This window comes from Xanthomonas sp. LMG 12460 (assembly GCF_009192895.1).
GTDB lineage: Bacteria > Pseudomonadota > Gammaproteobacteria > Xanthomonadales > Xanthomonadaceae > Xanthomonas_A > Xanthomonas_A sontii.
The window spans coordinates 49643-70991 of record NZ_NKUH01000004.1 but is presented as its reverse complement, the minus strand read 5'-3'; the positions used below and the strand labels follow the sequence as shown (position 1 = coordinate 70991).

19 protein-coding genes are annotated in these 21349 nt (G+C 69.8%); 11 read left to right on the top strand and 8 right to left on the bottom strand.

The annotated features are described in order from the left end of the window. Positions 1–26: 26 nt before the first annotated feature. Positions 27–1652: a glycogen synthase GlgA gene (gene glgA, locus CEK66_RS00790; protein ID WP_152235623.1), complete on the bottom strand. Its 1626-nt coding sequence runs from the start codon at positions 1650–1652 to the stop codon at positions 27–29. A gap of 385 nt (positions 1653–2037) precedes the next feature. Here glgA and CEK66_RS00785 point away from each other — a divergent pair, with 385 nt between their 5' ends. Then, on the top strand, positions 2038–2283 hold the full coding sequence (locus CEK66_RS00785; protein ID WP_226978442.1) for a hypothetical protein: 246 nt from the start codon (positions 2038–2040) through the stop codon (positions 2281–2283). A 65-nt stretch (positions 2284–2348) separates the two neighbouring features. Here CEK66_RS00785 and CEK66_RS00780 read toward each other — a convergent pair whose 3' ends face one another. Beyond that, entirely contained in the window at positions 2349–2723 is a 375-nt protein-coding gene (locus CEK66_RS00780; RefSeq protein WP_017907677.1) for a response regulator, read from the bottom strand. A 115-nt stretch (positions 2724–2838) separates the two neighbouring features. Here CEK66_RS00780 and CEK66_RS00775 point away from each other — a divergent pair, with 115 nt between their 5' ends. Next, positions 2839–4146 (top strand): ATP-binding protein, encoded by a 1308-nt coding sequence (locus CEK66_RS00775; protein ID WP_152235622.1) that lies wholly within the window; start codon positions 2839–2841, stop codon positions 4144–4146. A gap of 6 nt (positions 4147–4152) precedes the next feature. Here the strand turns inward: CEK66_RS00775 and CEK66_RS00770 are convergent, their stop codons facing one another. Continuing rightward, a complete protein-coding gene (locus CEK66_RS00770; protein WP_226978441.1) occupies positions 4153–4755 on the bottom strand; it encodes an isochorismatase family cysteine hydrolase in 603 nt (200 codons plus the stop codon). Between the two features lie 308 nt (positions 4756–5063). Between CEK66_RS00770 and mdoH the strand changes: the two genes are divergently transcribed. The 4 genes from mdoH to hemC all read left to right on the top strand — a co-directional run bounded on the left by mdoH (position 5064) and on the right by hemC (position 9535). Then, positions 5064–7013, top strand: a complete 1950-nt coding sequence (gene mdoH, locus CEK66_RS00765) for a glucans biosynthesis glucosyltransferase MdoH (RefSeq protein ID WP_152235620.1) — start codon at positions 5064–5066, stop codon at positions 7011–7013. A gap of 39 nt (positions 7014–7052) precedes the next feature. After that, on the top strand, positions 7053–7718 hold the full coding sequence (locus CEK66_RS00760) for an alpha/beta hydrolase (protein WP_152235619.1): 666 nt from the start codon (positions 7053–7055) through the stop codon (positions 7716–7718). An 88-nt stretch (positions 7719–7806) separates the two neighbouring features. Beyond that, complete coding sequence (locus CEK66_RS00755) at positions 7807–8553, top strand: LytTR family DNA-binding domain-containing protein (protein WP_193312529.1); 747 nt, start codon at positions 7807–7809, stop codon at positions 8551–8553. Between the two features lie 58 nt (positions 8554–8611). Further along, positions 8612–9535: a hydroxymethylbilane synthase gene (hemC, locus tag CEK66_RS00750; RefSeq protein WP_152235618.1), complete on the top strand. Its 924-nt coding sequence runs from the start codon at positions 8612–8614 to the stop codon at positions 9533–9535. A 377-nt stretch (positions 9536–9912) separates the two neighbouring features. Here hemC and CEK66_RS00745 read toward each other — a convergent pair whose 3' ends face one another. Then, positions 9913–10707: a DUF481 domain-containing protein gene (locus CEK66_RS00745; protein ID WP_017907670.1), complete on the bottom strand. Its 795-nt coding sequence runs from the start codon at positions 10705–10707 to the stop codon at positions 9913–9915. 180 nt (positions 10708–10887) lie between these two features. Here CEK66_RS00745 and CEK66_RS00740 point away from each other — a divergent pair, with 180 nt between their 5' ends. Continuing rightward, positions 10888–11859, top strand: coding sequence for a YafY family protein (locus CEK66_RS00740; protein WP_010341069.1), 972 nt, complete (start codon positions 10888–10890; stop codon positions 11857–11859). Positions 11860–11953: 94 nt separating this feature from the next. Here the strand turns inward: CEK66_RS00740 and CEK66_RS00735 are convergent, their stop codons facing one another. Then, positions 11954–12370, bottom strand: coding sequence for a helix-turn-helix domain-containing protein (locus CEK66_RS00735; protein WP_017907669.1), 417 nt, complete (start codon positions 12368–12370; stop codon positions 11954–11956). Between the two features lie 242 nt (positions 12371–12612). Beyond that, positions 12613–13158, bottom strand: coding sequence for a lipocalin family protein (locus CEK66_RS00730; RefSeq protein WP_223875579.1), 546 nt, complete (start codon positions 13156–13158; stop codon positions 12613–12615). A 167-nt stretch (positions 13159–13325) separates the two neighbouring features. On the opposite strand from CEK66_RS00730, the gene CEK66_RS00725 reads away from it, so the two are divergent. Together CEK66_RS00725 and CEK66_RS00720 are read left to right on the top strand one after the other, a co-directional pair. Continuing rightward, the gene (locus tag CEK66_RS00725; protein ID WP_017912049.1) at positions 13326–13625 is read left to right on the top strand and encodes a hypothetical protein; all 300 of its coding nucleotides are present in this window, start codon (positions 13326–13328) and stop codon (positions 13623–13625) included. Positions 13626–13692: 67 nt separating this feature from the next. After that, positions 13693–15798 carry a prolyl oligopeptidase family serine peptidase gene (locus tag CEK66_RS00720; RefSeq protein ID WP_017912050.1) on the top strand — a complete coding sequence of 702 codons (2106 nt, stop codon included), beginning with the start codon at positions 13693–13695 and terminating at the stop codon, positions 15796–15798. A 162-nt stretch (positions 15799–15960) separates the two neighbouring features. Here CEK66_RS00720 and CEK66_RS00715 read toward each other — a convergent pair whose 3' ends face one another. Then, positions 15961–16443, bottom strand: a complete 483-nt coding sequence (locus CEK66_RS00715; protein ID WP_226978440.1) for a GNAT family N-acetyltransferase — start codon at positions 16441–16443, stop codon at positions 15961–15963. A gap of 38 nt (positions 16444–16481) precedes the next feature. Beyond that, positions 16482–17693: a pyridoxal phosphate-dependent aminotransferase gene (locus tag CEK66_RS00710; RefSeq protein ID WP_152235616.1), complete on the bottom strand. Its 1212-nt coding sequence runs from the start codon at positions 17691–17693 to the stop codon at positions 16482–16484. Between the two features lie 457 nt (positions 17694–18150). Here CEK66_RS00710 and CEK66_RS00705 point away from each other — a divergent pair, with 457 nt between their 5' ends. Together CEK66_RS00705 and CEK66_RS00700 are read left to right on the top strand one after the other, a co-directional pair. Then, entirely contained in the window at positions 18151–20241 is a 2091-nt protein-coding gene (locus CEK66_RS00705; protein WP_193312528.1) for a S9 family peptidase, read from the top strand. Positions 20242–20936: 695 nt separating this feature from the next. Further along, a complete protein-coding gene (locus CEK66_RS00700; protein ID WP_152235614.1) occupies positions 20937–21317 on the top strand; it encodes a YbaN family protein in 381 nt (126 codons plus the stop codon). Positions 21318–21349 lie beyond the last annotated feature (32 nt).

Genomic DNA, 21349 nt, shown 5'->3' with positions numbered 1-21349 from the left:
CGGGTCCACGGCGTGTTCCCGATCGCTCATGCGGCGGCCATGGCACTCGCGGTGGCCGACACCGTGGCGCTGGCCGCGGCCGGGATGTTGCCGGCGGTCGTGGCGGCGGTGCGCTCGTACAGCGCCATGTACTTGCGCCCGGCCAGCTCCCAGCCGCTGGGCCGCAGCATCGCCGCGCGACGCATCGCCTGCAGCAGACCCGGCAGGCGGAAGGTGCGGAACACCCGTTGCAGGCAGCGGCGCAGGCCGTCGGCCGAGGCTTCCTCGAACAGGAAGCCGGTGACGCCGTCGTCCACCGTGTCGATCAGGCCGCCGGTGGCGTGGGCGATCGGCAGGCTGCCGAAGCGCTGTGCGTACATCTGGCTCAGCCCGCAGGGCTCGAAGCGCGAGGGCATCAGCAGGAAGTCGGAGCCGGCGAACATGCGCCGCGCCAGCGGCTCTTCGAAGCCGATGTGCGCGCCGACATGGCCGGGGTAACGCCGCGCCAGCGCCGCCACCGCCTGCTCGATCTGCGGCTCGCCGCCGCCGATGATCACGATCTGGCCACCGGCGGCGACGATCTGCGGCGCCACTTCGCAGATCAGGTCCAGGCCCTTCTGGTGCACCAGCCGCGAGACCACCGCGAACAGCGGACCGTCGCTGTCGAGCAGGCCGAACGCCTGGCGCACCTGCGCCGCGTTCTCGCGCTTGCCCTGGATCTGGCCGACACCGAAGTGCGCCGGCAGGTGCGTGTCGGTGCGCGGGTCCCAACTGGCGTCGATGCCGTTGACGATCCCGCTGAGGCGGCCGCTGGCGGCGCGCCGCGCCAGCAGCGCGTCCAGGCCGCAGCCCTGCGCCGGGCCGGTGATCTGCGCCGCGTAGCTGACGCTGACCGTGTTCACATGGTCGGCGTGGACGATGCCGGCACGCAGGAACGACATCTGCCCGTAGAACTCCAGGTCCTGCAGGCCCTCGGCGGGGATGCCCAGGGCACCGGCCATCGCATACGGAAACAGCCCCTGGTAGGCGAGGTTGTGGATGGTCAGCAGGCAAGGCGTGCGGCCGCCGGACCAGCGCACGTAGGCCGCGGCCAGCGCACACGGCCAGTCGTTGAGGTGCAGCAGCTCCGGCGTCCAGTCCAGCCCGGCCTGACCGCCGGCGATCTGCGCGGCAGCGTGGGACAGGGTGGCGAAGCGCAGCGCGTTGTCTTCCCAGTCGCGGCCTTCGCTGCACACGTACGGCGAACCCTGTCGCTCGAACAGCTGCGGGCACAGCAGCACGTAGACGCACAGACCATCCGGACGCTCGGCCCGGCCCAGCGCGCAATCCGGCAGCCCGGCATGTGCGGCGATGCGGCCGACGATCTCCAGCGGCCCGGTCGTGCGCAGCACCGCCGGGTAGCCCGGGATCAGCACGCGGATGTCGCAGCTGCCGCGCAGCGCGCGCGGCAAGGCCGCGGCCACGTCGCCCAGGCCGCCGGCCTTGATGAAGTCGGCCATCTCGGAGGTCACGAACAGGCTGGTCCGGCGCGGCGCCGGGTGCAGCTTGACGGTCACCTCGGCATTGCGGACGAAGCGGCCGCGCGCATCGCGGTAGCGGCGGCGCGGCGCATGCAGCACCGGATGGGTATCGCGTTGTCTGTCGGTCAGGTCGGCGGGAGTGGGGGGCGACATGGCGGTTCCGTCTGGGAAGGGGGAGGACGGGGCACACGAAAATCGGAAAGCGACTGCCGGCGCGCGTCCTGGCGGGCGCGCGACGTGAAGCGAAGGAAGAGGCACGGCAGCGTCGAAACGGAACGGCGATGTTGCAGTGCGATAATGCACGAGCAAAGTACAAATGGCGCGATAAAAGAGGCGTGAAGCGCGCGCTTGTCTACGGCGAAATGGAGAGTGCGGCGCATAGTGGATTTGCCGAACGTCAGACGCCGCAAGCATGGATCGCGTTGCACGTGCGAATGAATCGTTTAGCTTCCGTTGCCGACACGTGCCGCGCTCCCGTGCGACCGTGGTCGCCACCTCCGTTGTGCGAGCTTCATGCGGTCTATGGTGCAGTGTGCTCATGACAGTCTTGAAACCGCAGATGCGCCGCGAGCTGGACGGCTTCGTCCTCGACGGGCTGCTGCGTACGTGCCCGGATGGCGTGCTCGAGCCGCAGATCTGCATCAGTGGCCACGACGGTGCGGTGCTCGGCCGGCACGCGTTCGACGGCGTGTATTTCCGCGATGCCAACGCCGGCGCCTATTTCGTCGCCGAGCGCCTGGCGGCGATCCGTTCGGCACGGTACGGAAAGCTGGTCTTCGCCTGAATTCGCTGGCCGGTCGTCTGTCGGATGCGATTGCCGTGGGGAAGCGGTGTGGGGTGGCGCCCCGCTCAGGCTCCGGTCTGCAGACGATCCAGGGCCGCCAGCAGATCGGTGCGGCGGTAAGGTTTCGGCAGAAAGCCGGTGTGCTCCGGCAGCATCCATGGTTCCGGTGCGTGCATGCCGGAGGTCAGCAGGGCCGGGGTGACGATGCCGCGGCGGCGCAACTGGCGCACCATGCTCAAGCCGTCGCAGCGCGGCATCTGCACATCGCTGAAGATCAACGCCACGTCCGGATGCCGTTCCAGCACCGCCAGTGCTTCCTGCGCGGTCGCCGCCGACAGGACCCGGTATCCATCGGCGGCCAGCATGGCGGCGGCCAACTCCCGGATCGTCTGGTCGTCCTCCACCAGAAGAATGGTGGTGGAGGCGGAGGTGACGCGCATAATGCAGGGATCGCTTTAATAAATAATCCACTGCAGCTTCACGATTCGTCGGTGAAGCGCTGGTGACGTCCCGCAAATCCCGATATTCTCGACCTTACTTACTGCGAGACGCAGCTTGACCACGCACGCCCACTATCGGCAGATCGTCGAGCTCTCCCACGACTGCATCAAGGAAGTCGGCCGCGACGGCGTCGTGCGCTCGATCAATCCCCACGGGTTGGCCCTGCTCGGCGTGTCCGACCCCGCCGACGTCGTCGGCCACAACTGGGTCGAGCTGTGGCCCGAGGACATGCGCTCGCTGACCCAGGGCGCCTTTGCTGCGGCGTTGGGCAACGAGCAGCGTGAATTCTGGGCGGAGCGCCCCTCGCTGGATGGACGGCGGCGCTGGTGGCACGTGATGGTCAGTCCGCTGGCCAACGCCTCGGCGCGGGTGGAAAGCGTGCTGGTGATCAGCCGCGACGTCACCCAGCAACACCAGGTCGAACAGGCCCTGCGCGCGCTGGGTCACCTCGCCCCGATCGAGGGCCGGGGCGACACGATGGACGCCGACGATGCCGCTGCGCTGGGCCGTCGCTGGCAGACCGAGCAGTCGCAGCTGCGCGGGCAACTGGACATCGCCCTGGCCGCGCAGCGCGTGGCCGAGCGCGCGATGACCCAGGCGCAGAAGGGCGAGGCGGTGGGGCAGATGCTTGCCGGCGTGGTCCACGACTTCAACAACATGCTGCATACCGCGATCACCTCGGTGAGCATGGTCGCCGACCATCCGCAGCGCCTGCAGCCGGACCAGCAACGGCTGCTCGCCATCGCCAACGAGGCCTTGCAGCACGGCGCGGGCATGACCCGGCGCCTGCTCGGCTTCGCCCGCGCGCACCCGGTCAAGCCGATCTGGCTGGACCTGAACGCGCTGGTGACGCAGATGCAGCCGTTGTTGGCGCAGGCGCTGGGCGGCGAGATGCGCCTGCAATTGCTTGCATGCGCCGAGGTGGCGACGACCTATGCCGACCGCAACGCGGTCGAGCAGGCGGTACTGAATCTGGCGTTGAACGCGCGCGACGCCAGCCGCCCCGGCGATGCGGTGACGATCCGCTGCGGCGCGCTGGAGGTGCCGCCGTCGCGCGCGGCGGCGATGCGCCAGCCCGGCCGCTACGTGACCCTGGCGGTCAGCGACCAGGGCGAGGGCATGTCCGATGCGGTCAAGTCGCGCCTGTTCGAGGCGTACTTCACCACCAAACCCGAGGGCAAGGGCACCGGCCTGGGGCTGGCCCAGGTCTACGGTCTGGTGCGCCAGGCCGGCGGCTTCGTCGACGTGGAATCGGAACTGGGACGCGGCACCACCATCACCCTGGCGTTCCCGTTCGTGGCGCGGCCGCTCGGCGACGAGGGCGAGGGCGCCGACCCGATGCCGGTGCCGACGGCGGAGTAACCACGCTCATCCGCCTGCGCGCACCGGCAGCCGGTCGCTGATGCGCACCGCGAAGGCCTCGCGCAGCACCTGCAGCGCCCGTTGCTGGCGCCCGGCATCCAGCGCCGCGCAGCACGAGGGCGGCACCTGCACCTGGAAATCGCGCATGCGCGCATCGATCGCGGTCGCCAGCACGCAGGCGTCGGTGGCGATGCCGGTGACCAGCAGGCGGGTGGTCTGCAGTCGCGCCAGCAGCAGGGCCAGGGCCGAACCGAGGAAGGCCGAGTGCTTGGGCTTGAGCACGTAGTAGTCCTGCGGGCGCGGCGCCAAGTAGGCGGCGATACGTGCGCCGCGCTGCTTCGGGTCGGCGCACAGGGTCCACAGGCCTTCGAAATCGGTGCGCCAGTCGGCGAAGTTGTCGTTGGCGAACAGCACCGGCCAGCCGCGGCGATGGAAGCGCGCGCGGAGCTGGGCGATGCGCTCGGCCACCGGGAGTGCGGCCTCCGCCAGCCGTGCGCCGTCCGGGAAGTCGAAACGGCTGATCATGTCCACGATCAGCAGCGCCGGCGCCCCGTGCGGCGTCGCGGGTTGCCGCTGGGTGCGTGTGCGTCGCCGGGCGGGCTGGCGCATGCGTCGATCCTCCATTGCCGGACTGGCTTCATGGTCGGCGCGACGGGTGAAACGCGGGTGAGCGCAGGTGACGGCGGCATGGCTGAACGGATCGGCCGGCGCCACCTCGGCGGCGCCGCTGGCCACCTTCGCGAAAGCTTACTATTTAGGGTTTACATTGACTGGCGTCCTTGCCCGTCGACAGGAGAGCACGTGGTACCAACTGGCGAACACAACCAGGCGCGCGTGGCCGCGGCGGCATCCGCCGTGCCGTCCGCCCGCGGCACTTCCCGAGGGCGCTGCGGCGCCGGACGCGGTCGGCGGATCGCATGAGCACGGTCGCCCCCACACCGGCCGTGCACGTCGATGCTCCCCTGGATGCCGGCCACGCGGTCCTGCCGCCCGAGGCGCCGCTGGCCATGCCGCTGCAGTCGCTGCAGGAAGGCAAACTGCGCAACACGCGCCTGCCCAGCACCCCGGTCGGGATCGGCTGGCGGCGCTTCTACGTGTTCGGCACCACCGCGGCGATGACCGCCTACGCCAGTTGGCTGATCGGCAAGGTCTTGGTGATCGGCGGCGTGAGCGTGCTCGAAGCCTGTCTGATGGTGCTGTTCATCCCGTTGTTCGCCTGGATCGCGCTGTCGTTCGTGAGCGCGCTGGCCGGCTTCTTCACTCTGGTGTTCGGCAAGGGTCGCAAGCTCGGCATCGATCCGGACGCGCTGCTGCCGCAGGTGCGCAACCGCACCGCGCTGCTGATGCCCACCTACAACGAGGATCCGCACCGGCTGATGGCCGGCCTGCAGGCGATCTACGAGTCGGTGGCGGCCACCGGCCAGATCGAGCGCTTCGATTTCTTCATCCTCAGCGACACCACGCGCCCGGCCATCGGCGCGGAAGAAGAGAAGGTGTACGCCGAGCTGGTGGAGCGGGTCGGCGGCCAAGGCCGCCTGTTCTACCGGCGCCGCGCCAGCAATGCCGGGCGCAAGGCCGGCAACATCGCCGATTGGGTACGCCGCTTCGGCGGCGCCTATCCGCAGATGCTGATCCTGGACGCCGACAGCCTGATGACCGGCGACAGCATCGTGCGCCTGGCTGCCGGCATGGAGGCCAACCCCGACGTCGGCCTGATCCAGACCCTGCCGGAAGTGGTCAACGGCAACACCCTGTTCGCGCGCATGCAGCAGTTCGGCGGCCGCGTCTACGGCCCGGTGATCGCCTTCGGCGTGGCCTGGTGGCACGGGGCGGAAAGCAACTACTGGGGCCACAACGCGATGATTCGCACCGAGGCCTTCGCCGCGCAGGCGGGCCTGCCGTCGCTGCCCGGGCGCAAGCCGTTCTGCGGCCACGTGCTCAGCCACGACTTCGTCGAAGCGGCACTGATGCGTCGTGGCGGCTGGGCCATGCACATGGTGCCGTACCTGCAGGGCAGCTACGAGGAAGGCCCGCCGACGCTGACCGACCTGCTGGTGCGCGACCGCCGCTGGTGCCAGGGCAACCTGCAGCACTCCAAGGTGGTGCGCGCGCGCGGCCTGCACTGGGTCAGCCGCATGCACATGCTGATCGGCATCGGCCATTACTTCACCGCACCGATGTGGGGCATGCTGATGCTGATCGGCATCGCCATTCCGCTGCAGAACGGCGGTTTCGACCTGGTCGCCTCGGTGATCTCGCCGTTCTCGCCAGCGCGCTACTGGCACCAGCAGGACTCCACGCGGGTGGCCTGGGTATTCGCGGTGACCATGTTCGTGCTGCTGGCGCCCAAGGTGATGGGCTACTTCGCGATGCTGCTCAAGCCCGGCGAACGCCGCGGCTGCGGCGGCGGGCTGCGCGCCTTCGCCAGCATGCTGCTGGAAACCCTGCTGGCCGCGCTGATGGCGCCGGTGGTGATGTACGTGCAGTCGCGCGGCGTGGCCGAGGTGCTGGCCGGCAAGGACTCGGGCTGGGACGCGCAGCAGCGCGACGATGGCCGCATTTCGTGGTCGGCGCTGTTGCGCAGCTACGGCGGACTGAGTGCGTTCGGCCTGCTGATGGGCGGCATGGCCTATGCCGTGTCGCCGTCGCTGGCGGCATGGATGGCGCCGGTGGTGATCGGCATGGCGCTGGCGGTGCCGGTGGTGGCGATCAGCTCCTCGCGCGCCGCTGGCCTGTGGCTGCGCAAGCTGCGCATCCTCGCCATTCCCGAGGAGTCGCAGCCGCCGGCGGTGCTGCTGCGCGCCGCCGAACTGCGCCGCGAGGCCGCCGCACGCCGGGCCGAGGCCGAGGCGCAGGCCCAGGGCTGAGGCCGGCATACTATCCGGCCTCATTCATCGGGAACCGACATGCTGGAGACAGTGGAACACGAAACCGGCGCCGCGCCGCGCTGGACCGTCCTGTGGCTGCACGGCCTGGGCGCCGACGGCCACGACTTCGCGCCGCTGGTGCCGGAACTGGTGCGGCCGCACTGGCCGGCGCTGCGCTTCGTGTTCCCGCACGCGCCGGTGCGGCCGGTGACGGTCAACAACGGCGTGCGCATGCGCGCCTGGTACGACATCGTCAGCATGGACTTCTCCAACCGCGCCGACAGTGCCGGCGTCGCCGAATCGGTTGCCCAGGTCGAGGCCCTGATCGCGCGCGAGGACGCGCGCGGCGTGCCGGCCGAGCGCCTGCTGCTGGCCGGCTTTTCCCAGGGCGGCGCGATCACCCTGGCCGCCGGCCTGCGCCGCGAACGGCCGCTGGCCGGCCTGATCGGGCTGTCCACCTACCTGCCGGAACTGGAGAGCGTCGCCAACTGGCACGTCCCGGCGGCCCTGCGGCAACCGCTGTTCATGGCCCACGGCCAGGGCGACCCGGTGATCCCGCAGACCTACGCCGAGCGTACCGCGCAGACCCTGCAGGCGCTGGGCATGCCGGTGCAGTGGCGACGCTATCCGATGGCGCACCAGGTCTGCGCCGAGGAAATCGCCGACCTGGGCGACTGGATGGACGCCTGCCTCGCCGGCAGCTGATTGCAGCGGCCGCATGGCGGCATGGTGCGATGCCGATGGCGGGCGCCCGGAACCAGGGCTAGTATCGGCCGCAGCGCACGCCAGTCGAGTGAGGGAGACCTGGGTGAAGGTGCTGATCGCCGACGACGAACCCCTGGCGCGCGAACGCCTGCGCACGCTGCTGGCCGCGCATGCCGGCGTGGAAGTGGTGGCCGAAGCCGACAACGGCATGGACGCGCTGCACGCCTGCGCCGCCGCGCAGCCGGACCTGGTGCTGCTGGACATCGCCATGCCCGGCCTCGACGGCCTGGAGGCCGCGCGCCATCTGGCCACCTTCGAGCCGCGCCCGGCCGTGGTGTTCTGTACCGCCTACGACGCGCATGCGCTGTCCGCGTTCGAGGCGGCGGCGATCGACTACCTGATGAAGCCGGTGCGCGCCGAGCGTCTGGCCGCGGCCCTGCAGCGCGCCCGTACCTTCATGGCCGGACGCGGCAACGGCGACGCCGCGGCGCCGGCCCCGCAGCGCCGCACCCACCTGTGCGCGCGCCTGCGCGGCAGCCTGCGGCTGATCCCGGTCGACGACATCCACTACCTGCAGGCCGAGGAAAAGTACGTGGTCGTGCACCACGCGCGCGGCGAGGACCTGATCGAGGAATCGCTGCGCGCGCTGGAGGAGGAGTTCGCCGAGCGCTTCGTGCGCATCCACCGCAACTGCCTGGTCGCGCGCCACGAACTGGTGGAGCTGCGCCGGCTCGGCGAGGGCCAGGTGCAGGCGGTGCTGCGCCATGGCAAGCAGCCGCTGGAGGTCAGCCGGCGCTGCGTGGCGCAGCTGCGCAAGGAGATCCACCAGCGCTGACGCCGCCCGGGCCGCCCGCGTGCAGCGGCGGACGGCGGCTTTCCGCGATAATGCGCGCATGAAGATCCTGCGCATCGCTACCCGCAAGAGTCCGCTCGCCCTGTGGCAGAGCGAACATGTCGCCGCCTGCCTGCGCCGCGCGCACCCGCACCTGGACGTGGTGCTGGTGCCGATGAGCACCCGCGGCGACGAAGTCCTGGACCGCTCGCTGGCCGCGATCGGCGGCAAGGGCCTGTTCCTGAAGGAACTGGAGCTGGCGATGCTGCGCGGCGAGGCCGATTGCGCGGTGCATTCGCTCAAGGACGTGCCGATGGAGCTGGATCCGCCGTTCGTGCTGCCGGCGATCCTGCCGCGCGCCGATCCGGCCGATGCGCTGATCTCCAACCTCTACGCCTCGCTGGACGCGCTGCCGCTGGGCGCGCGCGTCGGCACCTCCTCGCTGCGGCGGCAGGCGCAGCTGCGCGCGCGGCGCCCGGACCTGGAACTGCTGGACCTGCGCGGCAACGTCAACACGCGCCTGGCCAAGCTCGACAACGGCGGCTACGACGGCATCGTGCTGGCCTGCGCCGGCCTGCAGCGGCTGGGCCTGGAGGGGCGCATCACCCAGCGCCTGCAGGCGCCGGACTGGCTGCCGGCCCCGGCGCAGGGCGCCATTGCGGTGGAATGCCGCGAGGACGCCAGTGCCGCGCTGGCATTGTTCGCCGCGCTGGACGACGCCCCGACCCGCACCTGCGTGGAGGCCGAGCGGGCGATGAACCGCGCCCTGCACGGCAGCTGCCACGTGCCGGTGGCGGCCTTCGCGCAATGGCGCGGCGAAGACCTGCTGTTGCAGGGCCTGGTCGGCGGCGTCGCCGACGGGCGCCTGGTGCGCGCGGAGTTGCAGCGCAGTGCGCAGGATCCGCAGGCGCTGGGCCAGGCCGTGGCCGAGGCCCTGCTGGGTGCCGGCGCGCGCGAACTGCTGGATGTCGACCTGCCGGCCTGAGGGCGTGCGCAGTGCCGCGCCAGCGACGGTGGGGGTCACCTGTCATGCAGCCGCGACAAGCGAAGCCGAAAGCGGACTGACACCCTCCGTCGTCGGGACTGAAGTCCCTCCCACAGTGCAGATCCCGGCAGTGCCGGTTGCGCGCGTGGGGGAGCGGCTGCAGCCGCGATAGGCGTTACCGGGAAAGCCTGTCGCGGCTGACGCCGCTCAGGTGCATTGGTCCCTGCGCGCCAACGCCATTGCGTGCCGTGCTGGCGGCGCGCGGCTGCAGCGGTTCCTGCGAGAAGCGAATCAACGGGTCAGCCCTGCGGCGTGGCGAGGCGACGCGCTGCCGTGCGCCAATCCCGAATCCCCACTCCCCACTCCCCAATCCCGGCTCACTTGAACTTGTAGACCAGGTTCATCGTGGTCAAGGTATCGGTCTTCTTCTTGTCGTCGCTGACGTCGCTGTTGTAGCGCGCCTGCCAGCCGGCCTTCAGCGCCAGGCGCTCGTTCATGCTCACCGAGATGCCCAGGTCGTTCTGCGCGAAGGTGTTGTACGCGCCGGATTCGACCAGCAGGGTGTTGCCCAGCTCGGTGTTGCTGGTCAGGCCGTACTTGAAGTCGACCAGGCCGCGGCCGATCAGGCCGGTTTCGGTGCGGTCCTCGACCACGTCGTGGGCGCGGCGCACGCCGGGACCGATCTGCACGTCGATGCTGCGGCGGTCGCCGTCCATGATCCGGGTGCCGTAGCCGATGCCGATCGTCGCCAGGCGGTCGTAGGTGGCGAAGTCGTCGCGCTCGTAGCGCAGCGAGGCGGTCAGCTGGCGGTGCTCGCCGAGCTGCAGCGCGCTGCCGGCGCTGCCGGTGTAGCGGTTGGAGGTGGTCTGGCGCTTGCGCGAGGTGGTGCCGTCGGGATTGGTGTCGGTGTACTCGGCGCTGGCGTGCAGGGCGAGCAGGTCCAGGCTGTGGATCCAGTCGCCGTCCACGTACTGGCCCTTGAGCCGGCCGTTGAGGCTTTCGTTGGTGCTGTTGCCGTGCGAGGAGGCGAAGCCCAGTTCGCCCGATCCGCTCCACGGCGAACTGGCCGGGTCCGTGGCTGTCGGTGAGGTGGCGACGTCGGCGGCCCAGGCCGGGGACGTGCTCAGCAGCAACAAAGCGATGGCGGATACGAGGGTGGCACGGCGGGACATGGCTTCTCCGGGGATGAGGACGCAGCCTTCGGCTAACGAAATGGAAACGATTTCATCATACCGGATCCACATGACACCCTGGCCGGCCCCGGGCGCCGGCTTCATCGGCGGTTCGGGCGCGCAGCCGGCTGCCGCGCCAGGCAGGCGTTTTCCGCCGTCGACTCAGACATAATCGGGGCCATGGACCGCTACGAACGCATCAACGCACTGCACCGCCTGCTCAAGTCCGCACGCTACCCGGTGACGGTGGCGCGGCTGCAGGACGAACTGGGTTGCTCCCGCGCCACCGTCTACCGCGATCTGGCCTTCCTGCGCGATGCGCTGATGGCGCCGGTGGAGGGCGACGGTGAGGCCGGCTTCCGCTACGAGTCCGGGGAGAGCGACCGTTTCGAGCTGCCCGGGCTGTGGCTGAGTTCGGAGGAACTGCACGCGCTGCTGGCCTCGCAGCAATTGCTGGCGCGCACCGGCGGCGGGGTGCTGTCCTCGGTGCTGGCGCCGCTGCAGCAGCGCATCGAAAGCCTGCTCGCCGCCCAGGCCGGGGCGACCCATTGGCCGGTGGAGCGGGTGCGGGTGATCCCGCACCGCGGCCGCAAGCTCGACGAAGCCAGTTTCCGCACCGTCGCCTCGGCGGTGCTGGAGCGCAAGCGCCTGTCCTTCGACTACCGCGCCCGCTCCACCGACGAATCGACCAAGCGCACGGTGTCGCCGCAGCGCATCACCCACTACCGCGACAATTGGTACCTGGACGCCTGGGACCATGGCCGCGACGCGGTGCGCAGCTTCGCGGTGGACCGCATCAACCACGCGCGCCTGCTCGACCAGCCGGCGCAGGACGTGGCCGACGCCGAACTGGATTCGCAGCTGGCGGCCAGCTACGGCATCTTTTCCGGCGCGCCCAAGGGCTGGGCCACCATCGTGTTCAGCCCCAAGGCCGCGCGCTGGGTCGCCGACGAGCACTGGCATTCCAAGCAGCAGGGCCGGTTCCTGGCCGATGGCCGCTACGAACTGAAGGTGCCCTACAGCGTCTCGCGCGAACTGCTGATGGACGTGCTGCACTACGGCTCGGATGCGGAGATCGTCGAGCCGCGCTCGCTGCGCGAGCAGGCCAAGGCGCTGCTGTCGCTGGCGCTGAGCAATTACAGCGACGACTGAGGCGTCGCCGCGCGCTGCGATAGCCCGCATCGGAGCGGCTCCAGCCGCGACCGCGGCTTTACCGCAAATGCGTGCGCAGCCTGGAGGTCGACGCCTACGCCGCATCCAGTGGCGCGCCGCCGCCGAGGATCACGCCGATGTTGCGCTCGATCCAGTCCACCAGCGCGTGCACATGCGCCGCGGCTTCCTCGCCGAGCGGGGTCAGGTCGTACTCCACGTGCGGCGGCACCACCGGGTAGGCGGTGCGCTGCACCAGGCCGTCCGCTTCCAGCGCCTGCAGGGTCTGCGACAGCATCTTTTCGCTGACTCCTTCCAGGCTGCGGCGCAGATCGCCGAAGCGATGGGTGCCCTTGCGCAGGGCGACCAGCACCAGCACGCCCCAGCGGCTGGTGACGTGGCTGAGCACGGCCCGGGACGGGCAGTTCTGCGCAAACACCTGGCCGCGCAGCTGGGTCGCGTCCGCGCAGCCGCGCGGTGCTTCGTCGAGAGGTTCGGAGAGGACGCTGGCCAAGCGGTGCACCTGTCTGTGGGGGAGGGCGCCCCGATCATACGGGCCGCGCCGGGTGCTTCGCTGAGCGAAGGATGATCGTGGTGCCGGTGCAGACCACGCGCGGTGCGGCGGCGTGGCGGCGTTGGATGGTCGCAGTAAGGGGCCTGATGTGGCCCGAACGGCACACGGGCGCGCGGCGTGCGCCGGCCCAGCGCAATGCGGATCGGCTCGTCCGCGTCGCAGCCGGCTGCGAGGGAACCGCTTCAGGGCTTGTTCGGCACTTCGAAGCCGAGCTTGCCGACCTGGTCGCGGCGCTGCGCCACGCGCTTGAGCTTGTCGATGTTGACCCCGTACTGGTGGTCCAGCTTGTCGACCAGTTCGCGGTACTGCTTGTGGCTCATGTTCGGCGAGCGCGCGAACACCCAGGCCAGATCGCGGCCCGGATAGTCGATCAGCGCCCAGGAATAGTCCGGCGCCACTTCCAGGATGCGGTACTTGGTGGGCACCATTCTGAAGAACCAGGTGGTCCAGCGGCGGTTGCCGGTGCCTTCCTTGACCGTGGCGCGCGAGTTGAGCTCCTTGACCGGCTCGTCGAAGCCGTTGCGGTACTCGTAGCGCACCGCGATCTTGCCGTCTTCCTTGAGGGTGTACTCGTCGCTGCTGGCGACGTGGCCGCGCTCGGCGAAGTACGGGATGTGGGCGATCACGTACCAGCGGCCCATGAAGCGCTGCAGGTCGATCGGCGGCTGCGCAGGCTCCTGCTCCGGGTCCGGCGCCTTGGCCCGGGCCGTCGGCAACGGGACGGCCATGCCCAGCAGCAGCACGGAAGCGAACAGGGAGAGCAGGCGCATAGGAGATTCCGGGGCGAAGGGCGAACGCCGGTGAAGTATGCGCGTGCGCCATGTCAATGGTGCGTCGCAGCCCCTGAGATGTCGCGGCGGCAACCTGCGCGCCTCGACTTCCAGGAGCTGCCGTCATGCCGATCGTTCCGTCCTCCCCGCGCACCCACGTCCCGCACCCGGGCCTGCGCCGCCTGCTGCGCCAGGCGATCCTGGCCGGGCTGGCCCTGGTCCTGGTATGGCCGGCCGCGCGCGGCCACAGCGAGTGGCTGGGCTGGCGGCCGCTGTGGCTGTTGGGCATGCCGTTGAGCGCCTGGTGGGCTCTGCATCGTTTCCCGCTGCCGCCGCTGCGGCGTCTGTGGGGGCAGTGGCGGGCCAGGCCGCGGGCGCAGGCGCGGCGGCGCCGGCCGGCGCTGCGGACCGCGCGCCCGGCCTGACCTTCGGCAGGGGAGGGCGGCGATGCTGCGTGCTACGGTGCGGCGCTGTCCTTCCACGGATCCGAACATGTCCTCACTCGCACACGCCTGCCTGATCGCCGGCCTGCTCGCCGCCGGCACCGCCGCGGCCAAGGAAACCGCGATGCCCCAAGACCCCTACGCCTGGCTCGAAGACGTCACCGGCACCAAGGCGCTGGACTGGGTCAAGGCGCAGAACGCCAAGACCGAGGCGCGGCTGGCCGAGACCCCCGCCTTCAAGGCCCGCGAGGCCGGCATCCGCGAGGTGCTGGATTCCGACGCCAAGATCCCGGCCGTGCAGAAGATCGGCCCGTACTACTACAACCTGTGGAAGGACCGCGCCCACGAGCGCGGCCTGTGGCGCCGCACCACGCTCGATGAGTACCGCAAGCCCGAGCCGAAGTGGGAGACGGTGCTGGACCTGGACGCGCTGAACAAGGCCGAGGGCGAGAACTGGGTGTGGCATGGCGCCAACTGCCTGCGCCCGGAGTACCGCCGCTGCCTGATCGCGCTGTCGCGCGGCGGCGCCGACGCCGACGTCACCCGCGAGTTCGACCTGAGCACCAAGCAGTGGATCAAGGACGGCTTCTTCCGTCCCGAGGCCAAGGGCGGGCTGAGCTGGATCGATGCCGACACCGTCTACCTGTACACCGACTTCGGCCCCGGCTCGCTGACCAGCTCCGGCTACCCGCGCATCGTCAAGCAGTGGAAGCGCGGCACCCCGATGACCAGCGCCACGCTGGTCTACGAGGGCAAGCCGGACGACATGTACATCGCCGCGATGCACGACGACACGCCCGGCTACGAGCGCGATTTCGTCAGCCGCACGCTGGCGTTCTACAACGACGAGATGTACCTGCGCGGCGCGGACGGCCGCCTGACCAAGATCGACGTGCCCAACTCGGCCAACAAGGGCGTGCACCGCCAGTGGCTGACCCTGGAACTGCGCGATCCGTGGACGGTGGGCGGCACGACCTACCCGGCCGGTGCGCTGCTGGCGACCAGGTTCGACGACTTCATGGCCGGCAAGCGCGACTTCCAGGTGCTGTTCACGCCCACCGAGACCGCGTCGCTGGCGTCCTTCGCCTGGACCAAGTCGCGGCTGGTGCTGAACGTGCTCGACGACGTCAAGAGCCGGCTGTGGGTGCTGACCCCGGGCGAGGGCGAATGGGCGCGTGCAGCGTTCCCGGTCGGCGACCTGGCCTTCGGTAGCACCAGCGTCGATGCGGTCGATGCCGACGAGAACGACCAGGTGTGGCTGACCTCCACCGACTTCCTGACCCCGACCACGCTGATGCTGGCCGACGTGCAGCGCGGGCCGAAGAGCATCGAGACGCTGAAGGCGATGCCGAGCTTCTTCGACGCGTCCAAGGACGAAATCGAGCAGCATTTCGCGGTGTCCAAGGACGGTACCAAGGTGCCGTACTTCCTGGTCCGGCCCAAGCAGCTCAAGGCCGACGGCAGCGCGCCGACCCTGCTGTACGCCTACGGTGGCTTCGAGATCTCGATGACCCCGTTCTACTCCGGCAGCCTGGGCCGCGCCTGGCTCGACCAGGGTGGCGTGTACGCGCTGGCCAACATCCGCGGCGGCGGCGAGTACGGTCCGCGCTGGCACCAGGCGGCGCTGAAGCAGAACCGGCACAAGGCCTACGAGGACATGGCGGCAGTGGCGCAGGACCTGGTCGCGCGCAAAATCACCTCGGCCAAGCACCTGGGCGTGCAGGGCGGCAGCAACGGCGGGCTGATGGCCGGCAACATGCTGATGCAGTACCCGCAGCTGTTCGGCGCGGTGGTGGTGCAGGTGCCGCTGCTGGACATGAAGCGCTACAGCCACCTGCTGGCCGGCGCCTCGTGGATGGCCGAGTACGGCAACCCGGACACCGACGACTGGAAGTTCATCCAGACCTTCTCGCCGTACCACCTGTTCGACCCGAAGAAGACCTATCCGCCGGTGATCTTCCTGACCTCGACCCGCGACGACCGCGTGCACCCGGGCCATGCGCGGAAGATGGCGGCGAAGATGATCGACGCCGGCAAGGACGTGACCTACTACGAGAACATCGAAGGCGGTCATGGCGGCGCGGCCAACAACGCGCAGGCGGCGCACATGCAGGCGCTGGCGTACAGCTTCCTGTGGGAGCGGCTGTCCAAGTGAGTGGTGTGGTCCGCGTCCCGGCTGGGGCGCGGACCATCTCCCGGCCTGGCGCGCCATCCAATGAGCGGTCGAGCCTGCGCGCAATGCGTCGCGTTGCGTCACGATCGCGCCGGCATTGTCCGCGTTCTCAAGGTGATCTCAGGTCGTCGCCGCAGCGGGTGCTCAGGCCCCGTCGGCCAACGACTTGACCAGGGTCAGCGAACGGACTTCATAACCCAGTTCTTCGTAAACGTGCAGTGCGTGGGTGTTGAAGGCCCAGACATTCAGGCGCATTTCGACACCGCCGCGCAGCGCCACCCACTCGTGCGCACGCTGCATCAGCGCCGGGCCGATCCCCTGGCCGCGATGGCGTTGGGTGATGCCCACGCTGCCCACCCGGCCGAAGCGCATGGGCTGCAGCAGTGAGTGCGATTCCGACACCATGCCGACCGTGACGAAACCAACGAGGACGCCCTGCGCTTCGGCGACGATGGTGGTGGCATTGTCCTGGCCGATGCTGCGCTTCCAGTGCGCCACGTCGCGGTCCGCCTCGCCCGGGCCGGCGAAGATGTGGGGAAACGCGTCATGGTGGACAGCGTTCACTTCCTCGCCGAGCGCGCAGATGGCAGCCAGATCGGATTCGATGGCTTCGCGATAGATGAGCAAGGCTGGCTTCACTCGCGTCTCCCCCGCCGCTGGTCGCCTCAGCGCGCCCAGCGCCCCAGCCCACGCGCGATCCGCGCCACCGCCTCCTGCAGCCGCGGCAGGCTCTGGGTATAGGCGATGCGCACGTGCTGGCGTGCGCGATGGCGACCGAAATCCACGCCCGGGGTGAACGCGACGTGCTCGGTCTCCAGGAAGTGCGCGCAGAACGCCTGCGCATCGTCGGTGAAATCGGACACGTCGGCGTACAGGTAGAACGCGCCTTCCGGTTCGACGTCGATGCGGAAGCCGAGCGCGCGCAGCGCCGGCAGCAGGTAGTCGCGGCGCTGCGCGAATTCGGCGCGGCGCGCTTCCAGGATCTGCAGCGTTTCCGGCAGGAAGCAGGCCAGCGCCGCGTGCTGGGCGATGCTGGGCGCGCTGATGTACAGGTTCTGCGCCAGCTTCTCCAGCGACGGCACCGCCGCGCGCGGCGCCACCAGCCAGCCGAGGCGCCAGCCGGTCATGCCGAAGTACTTGGAAAAACTGTTGAGCACGTAGGCGTCGTCGTCGACTTCCAGCACGCTGGGCGCGTCGATGCCGTAGCTGAGGCCGTGGTAGATCTCGTCCACCACCAGGTGCCCGCCGCGGGCGTGCAGTGTCTGCGACAGCGCGGCCAGTTCGGCGCGCGACAGCACGGTGCCGGTGGGATTGGCCGGCGACGCCACCAGCGCGCCGACGCTGTCCGCGTTCCAGTGCCGCTGCAGCAGCTCCGGGGTCAGCTGGTAGCGGCTGTCCGGACCGACCGGCACCAACTGCGCGGCACCTTCGACCAAGCGCAGAAAGTGGCGATTGCACGGGTAGCCGGGATCGGCCATCAGCCAGTGGCGACCCGGATCGACCAGCAGCGCGCTGGCCAGCAGCAGCGCGCCGGAGCCGCCGGGGGTGATCAGGATGCGCGCCGGATCCAGGTCGACGTCGTGACGCTGCCGGTAGAAGTCCGCCAGCGCCTGGCGCAGGGCCGGCAGGCCGCGCGCGGCCGTGTAACGGGTATGGCCGGCGCCCAGTGCGGCCTGGCCGGCGGCGACGATCGGCGCAGCGGTGGTGAAGTCCGGCTCGCCGATTTCCAGGTGGATCACGTCGTGGCCGGCGTGTTCCAGTTCGTTGGCGCGGGCCAGCAAGGCCATGACGTGGAAAGGTTCGATCTCGCGGCTGCGCCGGCTGTAGCCGGGGGCGGCGGGCGAGGCGCTGAGGGTGTCGCCAGGATGGGAAGCCATGCGGCCGATGATAGAGGAGCGTGTTCCCGAGCGTGTTAGCCGCGTCCAGTCGGAGAGGTCCGGCAGATTGCGCGGTGGCTGTGGCGGCGCGACCCGGGATGGGCGCTGGGCCTGGGCGAATCGGGCATGGGTCGGGGCCGTGCACCCCCGTGCATCTGGCGTTGCTTTCCTGGTGATCGGTCGTGTGCCGTGCGATGCGGCGCCATTCGGCTTCGCTGGCCACGGCTGCCCGCCGCGATGCCATCGCGGCGCCGCGGGTCGCCGATTGCCCTGCGTCGCAGGCTGCACTGCCTCGGCACGCTTGCCACGGCGCAGCGTTGCAGGGAGACTCGGCCGGCACTGCGCGGCGCCCGCCCGCTGCCGCCGCCCGGCCAAGGCGGCGCGTCCCGTTGCGTTACCGCCGCCGGAGCCCCATTAGATGCCTCACCCCCCCTTGCTAGCGAGCCTCGTCCTGCTCATGACCGCCTCCTTCGCTTCCTCCGCCTCCGCCGCCGCGGCGACCCCGCCGCATCCGGCCAAGCAGCCGCACGCGGTCAAGGCGCCGTTCGGCGCCGTTCGCCAGGACGCCTACTACTGGCTGCGCGACGACGCGCGCAAGAACCCGCAGATGCTGGCCTATCTCAACGCCGAGAACGCCTACGCCGACCAGGTGCTGAAGCCGCTGCAGCCGCTGGAAGACCGGCTGTACGAGGAGATCGTCGGGCGCATCAAGCAGGACGACAGCAGCGTGCCGTACCGCGAGCGCGGCTACTGGTATTACACCCGCTACGAGAGCGGCAAGGACTACCCGATCCAGGCGCGCCGCAAGGGCAGCATGGAGGCGCCGGAGGAGATCCTGCTCGATGTCAACGCCATGGCCGCCGGCAAGGGCTATTTCAGCGTCGGCGACGCGGCGGTCAGTCAGGACAACCGCATTCTCGCCTGGACCGAGGACGACGTCGGCCGCCGCCAGTACGTGGTGCGCTTCAAGAACCTGGACACCGGCGAGGTCTATGCCGACCGTATCCCCGGCGTGTCGCCGGACGTGGTGTGGGCCGACGACAACAAGACCCTGTTCTACGTCGAGAACGACCCGGAGACGCTGCTGACCGTGCGGGTCAAGAAGCACGTGCTCGGCACGCCCGCCGCGCAGGACGCGCTGGTGTACGAGGAGAAGGACGACAGCTTCTACATGGGCGTGGGCCGCACCCGCGACGACAAGTACATCGTCATCGGCGTCGAAAGCACCGTGTCTTCCGAGCAGCGCTACGCGCCGGCCGCCGATCCTCAGCGCTTCACCGTGCTGGCGCCGCGCGAGCGCGACGTCGAGTACCACGCCGATCATTTCGACGGCCGCTGGGTGATCCGCACCAACTGGAAGGCCAAGAACTACGCGCTGATGACCGCGCCCGACGGCGCCACCTCGCGCAACCAGTGGCAGAGCTGGCTGCCCTACGACGAGAAGGTGTTCATCGACGGCTTCGAGCTGTTCGACGGCTTCACCGCCATCGCCGAGCGCTCCGACGGCCTGGAGCGGATCCGCCTGCACTTCGCCGACGGCAAGGAGGAATACGTCAAGGCCGACGAGCCGGCGTACTCGATGGGCCTGTCGATCAACGCCGAGCCGGACACGCCGTGGCTGCGCTACAGCTACACCTCGCTGACCACCCCGGCCACCACCTACGAACTCAACACCCGCACCGGCGAGCGCAGGCTGCTCAAGCAGCAGCCGGTGATCGGCTACGACGCCAGCAAGTACCAGACCGAACGCGTCTGGGTGACCGCGCGCGACGGGGTCAAGGTGCCGGTGTCGCTGGTCTACAAGAAGGGCTTCAAGAAGGACGGCAGCGCCGCGCTGTACCAGTACGCCTACGGCAGCTACGGCATGTCCACCGATCCGGCGTTCAACCTGCCGGTGGTGAGCCTGCTCGACCGTGGCGTGGTCTACGCCATCGCGCACATCCGCGGCGGCCAGGAAATGGGCCGCGACTGGTACGACCAGGGCAAGCTGCTGCACAAGAAGAACACCTTCAACGACTTCATCGACGTCACCCGCGGGTTGGTGCAGCAGGGCTATGCGGCACCGGATCGGGTCGCCGCGGCTGGCGGCAGCGCCGGCGGCCTGCTGATGGGCGCGGTGGCGAACATGGCGCCGAAGGACTACCGCGTGCTGGTGGCGCAGGTGCCGTTCGTGGACGTGGTCACCACCATGCTCGATCCGAGCATCCCGCTGACCACCAACGAGTACGACGAGTGGGGCAATCCCGAGCAGAAGGCGTACTACGACTACATGCTCAGCTACTCGCCCTACGACAACGTCACCCGCCAGGCCTATCCGGCGATGTACGTCGGCACCGGCCTGTGGGATTCGCAGGTGCAGTACTGGGAGCCGGCCAAGTGGGTGGCCAAGCTGCGCGAGAACGACACCGGCAACCAGCCGATCGTGTTCCGCGTCAACATGGAAGCCGGCCACGGCGGCAAGTCCGGCCGCTTCCGTCGCTACCGCGAAATGGCCGAGTCCTATGCCTTCATGCTGGACCAACTGGGCGTGGAGCAGCCGGCCAAGTGAGGGCCGCACGCATCGGCCGGCCTGCGGGCTGGCCGATGCGCAGGTGGGGCGGCTGGCGTGAGGCCGGCCCATCCCGATGTTTGGTTGGATGGCGGATGGCCTGTGGCTTCACCCGTCGCGGCTGAAGCCGCTCCCACAGTGAGCATGGCGGCCGAGTCGGACCTGAAGGGTCGATCGCTGATGCGCCATGCCATGCAGCAGCGCTGACGGCTTGGCAATGCCTTGTGGGAGGGCTTCGGTCCCGACTGCGCCAAGGTCGGACAAGCCGAAGGCTTCGCTCGTCGCGGCTGAAGCCGCTCCTGCGGTGGGCGGGTCGCTTGTGTCCTATGCGGGGGCCGTCAGCGGTGCTGATGGTCTGGTCACTCCTTGTGAGAGGGACTTCAGTCCCGACTGCTGTGAGATCAGACGCACCAGTGGCTTCACGCGTCGCGGCTGAAGCCGCTCCCACAGTGAGCATGCCGGCCGAGTCGGACCTGAAGGGTCGATGGCCTTTGCGCCATGCCGTGCAGCAGCGCTGACGGCTTGGCAATGCCTTGTGGGAGGGACTTCAGTCCCGACTGCAAAGAGTCGGACGCACCGGTGGCTTCTTCCATCGCGGCCGAAGCGGCTCCCACAGCCGCTGCCGCACGGCTACCTCGGTTGCGTCGACAGACGGTCGCCACCTGCCCGCGCCAGCGCAGGCTTATCATGCCGCCATGCGCACGCACTCCCGTTTCCGCTGGGCCTGGTGGCTGCTGGCCTATGCCAGCCTGGCGACCGGCATCGTCGGCATCTTTGTGCCGGGCTTGCCGACTACGGTATTCGTGCTGATCGCCGCTTATGCCGCCGCGCGCGGTTCGCCGCGGCTGCGCCGGCGCCTGCTGCGCGATCCGCGTTTCGGCCGCAGCATCCGCGACTGGGAACGGCATGGCGCGGTCAGCCGTCGCGGCAAGTGGATGGCGACGCTGACCATGGCCGCGTGCGAGCTGGTGCTGCTGCTGTTCGTGCACCGGCTGTGGGTGCAGGTGCTGGCGATCGGCTGCATGAGCGCGGTGGCGCTATGGTTGTGGTGGCGGCCGGAACCGCCGCGCGCGTGAGCGCGCCGCGTCAGGCGACCGCGGCACAGCCG